6 protein-coding genes are annotated in these 7797 nt (G+C 63.4%); 5 read left to right on the forward strand and 1 reads right to left on the reverse strand.

Annotated features, from left to right (window positions below; genetic code table 11):
* Positions 1–127 precede the first annotated feature (127 nt).
* Positions 128–2377 (forward strand): AAA family ATPase, encoded by a 2250-nt coding sequence (locus ACP7C5_RS18375; RefSeq protein WP_426265377.1) that lies wholly within the window; start codon positions 128–130, stop codon positions 2375–2377.
* A gap of 166 nt (positions 2378–2543) precedes the next feature.
* Here the strand turns inward: ACP7C5_RS18375 and ACP7C5_RS18380 are convergent, their stop codons facing one another.
* A complete protein-coding gene (locus tag ACP7C5_RS18380) occupies positions 2544–3737 on the reverse strand; it encodes an alpha-hydroxy-acid oxidizing protein (protein WP_426265378.1) in 1194 nt (397 codons plus the stop codon).
* Positions 3738–4125: 388 nt separating this feature from the next.
* On the opposite strand from ACP7C5_RS18380, the gene ACP7C5_RS18385 reads away from it, so the two are divergent.
* The 4 genes from ACP7C5_RS18385 to ACP7C5_RS18400 are packed head-to-tail and all read left to right on the forward strand — an operon-like array spanning position 4126 to position 7719.
* Positions 4126–5319, forward strand: a complete 1194-nt coding sequence (locus tag ACP7C5_RS18385) for a hypothetical protein (protein WP_426265379.1) — start codon at positions 4126–4128, stop codon at positions 5317–5319.
* Entirely contained in the window at positions 5316–6032 is a 717-nt protein-coding gene (locus tag ACP7C5_RS18390) for a hypothetical protein (protein ID WP_426265380.1), read from the forward strand. Before ACP7C5_RS18385 ends, ACP7C5_RS18390 begins: the two co-directional genes overlap by 4 nt.
* Positions 6029–6760: a hypothetical protein gene (locus tag ACP7C5_RS18395; RefSeq protein ID WP_426265381.1), complete on the forward strand. Its 732-nt coding sequence runs from the start codon at positions 6029–6031 to the stop codon at positions 6758–6760. Before ACP7C5_RS18390 ends, ACP7C5_RS18395 begins: the two co-directional genes overlap by 4 nt.
* Positions 6757–7719 (forward strand): hypothetical protein, encoded by a 963-nt coding sequence (locus ACP7C5_RS18400; RefSeq protein WP_426265382.1) that lies wholly within the window; start codon positions 6757–6759, stop codon positions 7717–7719. The genes ACP7C5_RS18395 and ACP7C5_RS18400 overlap by 4 nt, the downstream gene beginning before the upstream one ends.
* Positions 7720–7797: the final 78 nt, after the last annotated feature.

The following is a 7797-nucleotide window of genomic DNA, read 5'->3' on the forward strand; positions in this document are numbered from 1 at the left end:
GGCGCGGCAACGGAATGGACGATCTCGGAGGGATGGCACGCCTAGGCGCCACACAGCCCCCACCTTAGTATATCGTGCTCGTGGTGTGCCTATGTAGCTGCTATTCCCATGTTCAGGGGAATGTTCGATGCTGACACAGATCAGAAGGATAAGGGGCCTGGGCGTCTTCGACGACTACACGTCCGCGGCGAATCAATCACCGTTCGGACGGTACAATGTCATTTACGGCGAAAACGGTGCCGGTAAGACGACGATCTCCCGACTCCTTGGATGCCTCGAGGCGGGTGAACACCCCGACCACCCTGATCTGGAATTCACGATCGACACGCAATCCGGGCAGCTGACGCGCGGTGCCAGCTACGGTCGCCGCGTCAGGGTGTTCAACAGCGACTTCGTCGAAGCTAACATCGGCCGGTTCGACGGCCCCCTCCGGCACATACTCATACTCGGCGAGGAGAATAAGGAGGTTGCGGCGGAGCTGAAGGCCGACATTGCGACCCGGGATCAGCGGCGGCAACGGTTAGGCGAGCTCGGGCCACGAATCGCGAAGACTGAGGCCGACAAGGGCAAGCTGTTCTCCGCCATTGCCAAGACGATCGGTGAGGCGACCAGCGGATCGACGCTTCGAAGCTACCGAAAGCCCGACGCCGAAGCCGCTTACGCCAAACTGCAGGCGACACGGAAGCTCAGCGAGGAGGAGCTGGACGTCCACAGGACGACGGTCCGTCAGGAAGTCATGGCGGCGATCGGAGCCGTGCAAGTGCCGAACGTCATCGGCAAGGACGGCCGGACCATGAGCGCTCTTGCGCACGCAGCCCGCGCCGCAGCGCGCGCACGCGACTTGGCGGGCCGTTCCGCACAATCGACCGTGATCGAGCGCTTGGCCGCCAATCCCGAGATCTCGAGCTGGGTCGAGGAGGGAATCGGCGTCCATGCAGCCCATAGCAGCGGCAGATGCGAGTATTGCGATCAGCCAATGCCCGTCGAGCGGCTGCAGGCGCTAGCCGATCATTTCAGCGCCGAGGACCAGCGTCTCAAGGACGAAATCGAGGTCGAGCGCGCGGACCTACACGCCACCATGGACGCATTGCAGCGCTTCTCACACAAGGAGCAGTCCGCTCTCTACTCCGAACTTCGTGACGAATGGCGCGCTGCGGGCGAACGGCTCGGCTTGGCGGTCGGGCTCCTATGGCATGAAATGCACGCCATAGACGCCGCGCTGGCCGACAAGCTGACGCGGCGCACCCAGGCATACGACCTGGACATCGCATCGGATGCCGCTCCCTGCTTGGCCATTCACGGGGAGATCGCCGAGCTAGCCAGCCGGCACGATTCCAAGACCGCCAGCTTCGACAAGGCGCGTGACGACGCACGGAAGGCGCTCGAGACCCATTACCTTCTCTCGATCAGGGAACAGGTCGCGGAGTTCGATAGAGAGCTGCATCGCCTGAAGGCCGAGATCGACCTGCTGAACGAAGGCGGCGCTGGGCTCGACGATCCCCGCGGTCTCCAGGCGATCGATACCGCCATCATCGAGAACCAGACGAAGGTTTCGAGTTCGCACGCCGGCGGCGAGGGTCTGACGAAGCACCTGAAGCAGTTCCTGGGCCGGACCGATCTCAAGTTCGAGTCCGGCGCCGAGGGTTACAGCGTCCTGCGCCGCGGCAAGCCCGCCAGGCGCCTGAGCGAGGGCGAGAAGACGGCCATCGCCTTCCTCTACTTCCTCGTGCAGCTGAAGGATCAGGACTTCGAGCTCGCCGAGGGGGTGGTCGTGATCGACGATCCTATTTCGAGCCTAGACGCATCTGCGATCTACCAAGCCTTCTCGTTCCTAAAGAACGAGACTCAGGACGCCAAGCAGCTCTTTATCCTGACGCACAACTTCGAGTTCCTGCGCCTGCTGCTGAACTGGTTCAAGAGCACGCCGAGGGCGATTACGAAGAGCTACAGCATGGTGCTGTGCGCCGAGCATGCCGGGGGCCGTTCGGCGAGGCTCGCCCCGCTCGACAGACTTCTCGTGGAACACGCCACCGAATACCACTATCTTTTCAAGGTGCTCCACAACTTCACCTCCGATGGCACCATCCATGGTTGCTACCACATGCCCAACATCGCCCGTAAGGTGCTGGAGACTTTCCTAGACTTCCACGTGCCGTCGAACCGGAGCCTTTACCAGAAGCTGGACGAGACTGCCTTCGACCAGCACAAGCGGACCGCGATCTACAAGTTCGCGAATGATCTTTCGCATCACACCGGCAAAGCATTCGATCCGGCGCTGGTCGCAGAGACGCAGAAGAATGTGACCTATCTCCTCGAGATGATTGAGACGGTCGCACCTCTTCATTTCGCCGGTTTGAAATCGCTTTCTGAAATCTGACAGGCCGGCATCACGTTTGTGCGCCATCTGAACGATACGCGGACGATGTTTTCAGCTCACGTCGCTTTTGCCGAGCCTGAACGAGAGGCGGTTTACGGCGTCTGGACTTTCGAAAGCGGCCGGGCCGTTCTCCACCCGAATTAGCCCAAAAACCGACGGTCAGCTCCTACGCACTCCATCGGCTCGGCGTTTTAAAATCTGTCCGTTCCGCGCCGGCTTCGCGCGCGGCGGCGAGGGTTGGCCAAACGTTTACCGCCATCAGCAGGTCCGCCTCAGCAAGCAGACAGCGCAACACATGAGCGCAGCCGTCTGCGCCACCAAGCGCGAGGCCATAGCTGTATGGCCGGCCAAATCCAACCAGGTCTGCGCCGAGCGCTATCGCTTTGATCACATCGCTGCCCGAGCGTATCCCGCTATCGAACAGCACGGGTATGCGGCCCGCGACCGCCGCCACGACCTCTGGGAGCATGTCGATCGCAGCGATGCCGCCATTGGCCTGGCGGCCACCGTGGTTCGACACGTAAATACCATCGGCACCGGTATCTATCGCGCGTCGCGCGTCATCCGGGTGGCAAATCCCCTTCAGAACGATTGGCAGCTTGGTGAGGCTCCGCAACCACGCCATGTCATCCCACGTCAGCACCTTACCGAAGGTTGCAGCCCAAGTGCCAATCGCGGCGCGCATATCATCCTCGGGCGGCTTGGCGAGCAGCTTTCGAAAGGCGGGATTGGTAAAATAGTTTTGCAGCACGTGCCCGCGAAGTTGCGGAAAGTTCGCGACGTTGAGATCGCGCGGCCGCCAGCCGGTTACCCACGTATCAAGCGTCACGACGATCGCCTTAAACCCCGCCGCCTCGGCGCGCCCGACCGAGCTGGCGGCGACCTCGGGATCGCGCGGCGTGTAAAGCTGGAAGAGCGCCGCTGTGTCGCGGCAAGCAGTGCGTACTGCCTCGAGCGGGTCGTTGGACAGCGTCGACACGATGAGCGGCACGCCGGTCGCTGCACTGGCGCGCGCGGCGGCAAGTTCGCCGTGACCGTCCTGCGTGCACATGCCAGTGACGCCGATCGGCGCCATGAAAAGCGGGCTCTCCAGCTCGATACCGAACACTCGCGTCGAGAGGTCGCGCTTTGAGCAATCGACCATCATGCGCGGCACCATGCCCCAGTGACGGAATGCGTAAGCGTTTTCATCTTGCGTGAACTCGTCGCCGCAGCCGCCCTGCACGTAGTTCAGCACGCTCAGGGGCATCGCGGCCTCGGCGCGCACTTTCAAGGTGGCATAATCGACCGGCCAAGTCAGCTGAACGCCCGCCAGGCCGCCCCCGTAGATCAGATTCTGAAAGTCGCCAAAGGGCGTCATGGTTGATCTCCATGTCCGACGTACCGGAGCCGGTGACGAACGGCGAGAGGCGGGCAAGGCGAGCGGCCGTGGCATGCTTAAATTCCGCGAACGGGCCCAGTTTGCGATATTCCACTTGTCTGCGCGCACGAAGCGAGCAATCTGAATCCGCCTCCCGTGAAAGCCGGGAGGCGGGGCGTGGAAACCCCGATCAACGAACTCGGTCACCGCCAAAGCGGAGGCCGGGTGGCATGCGCGCATGTCCAGCCGGCTTGCCGGTAAAGGCGCATGCGCCTGCTCGTTGATCAGGTTTCCAACATCCGGCTTCGGCCGTCGCCCCGAGAGGACATAGGTGCGACGAGGAAGCCAATCGGTGGACAGCACTCGCACCCACATCGGAGGTGCGACAATGACGCTGGTACTGATACGCGATGACGATGCGCCGACGATCGTCGAGCGCGTGCCTCCAGGCGAAGCACGGCGAGAGCATACGCTGCGCGACCTCATCTACGACAACCCGACCATTCTGCCGGTACGCGACATCGACCCGGGCTATGGGCGGCTGTTCACGGTCGCGCGCGAACTGAACGTTCCTGGCGTCGGGTTTATCGACGTACTGCTGGCAGACGAACACGGCCGCCTCGTGGTGGTCGAATGCAAACTCTGGCGTAACCCGCAAGCGCGCCGGGAGGTGGTGGGCCAGATCCTCGATTATGCCCGCGAGCTTAGCCGCTATGGGTATGAGGATCTGCAGCGCCAGATCACGATCGCGACCCGGCGTCAGGGCAACGTCCTCTACACGCTAGCGCGCGAAGCGGGCGGGGTGCTCGACGAAGCGCAGTTCGTGGACCGCGTATCGCGCGACCTTGCGGCCGGGCGGTTCCTGCTGCTGATTGCCGGCGACGGAATCACAGAGGGCACGCGGCGGATCGGCGAGTATCTGCGTGCACAGCCGGGGCTGGCGTTCGAGTTCGCGCTGATCGAGTTCGCCGAGTATCGGGCGAGCGACGCGAGCGGCGAGAGCCGCACGATCATCCAGCCGCGTGTGCTCGCACAGACGGTCACGATCGAACGTCACGTGATCCGCAGTGAGGTGGCAGGGGTGAGCATCGATGCGGTCGAGGCACGACCGACGCGGCGCACGGGAGCGACCACAACCGAGCCATCGGACTTGAGCCGATCGTGGCAGGCGTTCGTCGATCGGTTCATCGCCGAGACCGTGTTCGATGATCCGGCGCAGCCGCTGGCGCGACGCGGCGGCAACGGCTGGATCCGCGTACCGCTGCCGGGTGCGCTTTACGTCAACCTGTACCGGTCCTCGACGAACCAGCGATGTGGGGCACACGTGCGGTTTGCAGGCCTTGATGGCGCAGCGTGGGAGCTGTGCCGTGCCGACCGGGATGCGATCGATGCCGAATTTACGACAGCAGGTCTGCCGCCGCCCGACTGGACCGAAGACGAGGTGCCGGGGGTGGGACTGGTCATTCCGTCCGCAATCCCTTGGGACGCTGAGGAACAGGACCGCATGCTGCGCTGGATGGGGCGCGCCGCGAATCAGTTCGTGAACAGCTTCCGGCCTCGGCTACAAGGGCTGGAAGCATGAGGTGCGTCATAATGCTTGCGGCGGCGTGTGTGGCGGTCGTTCCCAACCTGGCCGCCGCCGAGACCAAGCGGACGGAGCATTTGTTCGGTCCCCCGCCAACCTGGGAGAGCTATCGACAGGTTGCCGAGGCTACGATTACCGCTGCGTTGTTCGATCCGGAGTCGGCGCGGATCCAGTGGCTGGGCTCGTATCATAAGGGGTTCTTCAAGCCGTTCCTCTCCCCGCGGGTGGAGGGATATCTGGCATGCGGCGTGATCAACGCGCGCAACCGGCTTGGCGGCTATGTCGGTGCACGCGCGTTCGTGGTTGTGATCGACTATGGCCGGGTGCTTTACAGCGAAGTAGATACCTCGACCAACGGCGGGGTGACCAGCCAGTGCGTGCAAGCCAAGCAGGACGGGCTGTTCGCCCCGCTACCGATCGATACCGCGGTAGCGCAAACGCCGAGCGCGGCCGCGCCATCTGCGATATCGGCAACTCCTAGCGGGTTGACGCTGCGCGCGATGCCGGACGGCGCGTATGTCGGCGGCGTAGCGCTCGGCTCGCCTGCGGCGATCGCGGGAATTAAGCCCGGGATGGTAATCGGTTCGGTCAATGCCATCCCGCTCGGCGGCATGGGCGATGCCATGCTCAAAGTGATCGGAGCCGCGGGGGAAACGGCGACCGTGACGATCATCGGCGGCGCTACAATCAAGCTGGGAGCAAAACGATGATGCGGCGGCTCGTCCTCGTCGGCACGACGCTAACTGCGCTGACCCTAAACGCCGCAGCCTTCGCACGTGACGACTATGTCTACGGACCGGTGCCGGACTGGGAGCGATACAAGGCGGTGGCCGAACCCGTGATCCGCGCGAAGCTGCCCGCGGCCAAGTTGGTCGATCCCGGGAACTGGTCGGTCCACTGGCCGAATGGCTACGCCAAGCTCGGTTGGCGCCATAAGGGGCGATACCAGGGGTACTCGACCTGCGGCTATGTCCAGCAGATCGTGCCTAGCGAAGGACGATACCGTCACGTCAACTTCGTGATCGTGATCGACCGCGATCAGGTCCAAACGGTCGATATCAGCAGCCATGAGAGCAATAGCCTTGTCAACGTCATGTGCGACGATTTGGTATCGCGCGGGGTCCTGCCGCCGGAGAGCCTGATGAGTAAGCCGGCCGACCCGGCGAATCCAGTTGATCCGGTGCAAACACCCGGCACGATCGCCTCGCTCGGCCTAACGATCCGGTCGATGCCGGAAGGTGCGTACGTGGTCGCGGCGTCGCCAGGATCTAGCGCTGAACGCGCCGGTCTGAAGCCTGGCATGGTGGTGGCGTGGGTAAACGGCATCCCGCTCGCCGGTCTGGGCGACGCGATGACTGCAGTGCTTGGTGCCGATATCCCTTTACTATCGCTCGAGACCGTAACGGGGCAGCGTATCAACGTGCGCAACGTGTTGTGACCGACCTGGCCACACCGGATGCGTCGGATGCCCCTGCCGTGCCGGTCGAACCGCGACGCCACGGTCTGTCGAAGTCGCGGATTGCGATCTTCGAACAATGTGCGAAGCGACTGTGGCTGTCGGTCCATCGGCGCGAACTTGCGCTGGAGAGCGACGGCACGCGCCGCGCGTTCCAAATCGGGCACGAGGTTGGGGCGGCAGCGTGCGCGCTATATCCGGACGGCATAGAGATCGACGGCAGCCGAGGCCTGGCCGAAGCCGCCGAGGCGACGGCGAGCGAGTTCGGCCGTGACGTCCGCGTGCCGTTGTTCGAGGCAACGTTCATGCACCAGGGCGTGGCAGTTCGGGTCGACCTAATGATTCCGGATGGTGACGGCTGGCAGGTCACCGAGGTGAAAAGCACCACCAGCGTTAAACCCTATCAGCGTGCCGACCTTGCCACCCAGTTGTGGGTGTTAAACGGGTGCGGGGTGAAGGTCACACGCGCATCCGTGCGCGTGCTCGACCGCTTTTTCGTGTTGCAGAGCGAGGGTGACTATCGCGGATTGTTCATCGACGAGCCGGCGGGGGAGGGGCTTACGCCGCTGGTTGCGGCGCGAGGCGATGTCGTAGCTAGCGCGTTGGCGACCCTGGTCGGATATGAGCCCACCATCCAGCCCGGCGAACATTGCTCCGAGCCGTTCGCTTGCTCGTTCGTCGAATATTGCAATCGCGATCTGCCGCCGCCGCCTGCGTGGCCGGTCGCTTTATTGCCGGGCATAGCGGGGAAAACGCTCGCCAGAGCGGTCGCCAAAGACGGGATCGATAATCTGCTGTTGGTCGATGCCGAGCGTCTGACCCAGCCGTTGCTCGCGCGGGTCCATGCGGCGACGGTCAGCGGTGTCCCGTATCATGATGCGGAGTCCATACGGCACGAGATGTCAACGCCGGTCGGATTCCAGGCCAGCGGGGCGGAGTAAAAGCAGGCCATTGTTGATGCGGGCCTGACGATATGAAGAGGGCCCCGATCGGGGCCCTCTTCATATCGTTGTCGTCGT

Source organism: Sphingomonas sp. PWP1-2 (genome assembly GCF_049898305.1).
Lineage (GTDB): Bacteria > Pseudomonadota > Alphaproteobacteria > Sphingomonadales > Sphingomonadaceae > Sphingomonas > Sphingomonas glacialis.

What these genes read in the sequence shown, in the direction of transcription:
- ACP7C5_RS18395 (WP_426265381.1), top strand. Translation starts at nt 6,029, where the DNA reads ATGATGCGGCGGCTCGTCCTCGTCGGCACGACGCTAACTGCGCTGACC.
- ACP7C5_RS18380 (WP_426265378.1), bottom strand. Translation starts at nt 3,737, where the DNA reads ATGACGCCCTTTGGCGACTTTCAGAATCTGATCTACGGGGGCGGCCTG.
- ACP7C5_RS18385 (WP_426265379.1), top strand. Translation starts at nt 4,126, where the DNA reads ATGACGCTGGTACTGATACGCGATGACGATGCGCCGACGATCGTCGAG.
- ACP7C5_RS18390 (WP_426265380.1), top strand. Translation starts at nt 5,316, where the DNA reads ATGAGGTGCGTCATAATGCTTGCGGCGGCGTGTGTGGCGGTCGTTCCC.
- ACP7C5_RS18375 (WP_426265377.1), top strand. Translation starts at nt 128, where the DNA reads ATGCTGACACAGATCAGAAGGATAAGGGGCCTGGGCGTCTTCGACGAC.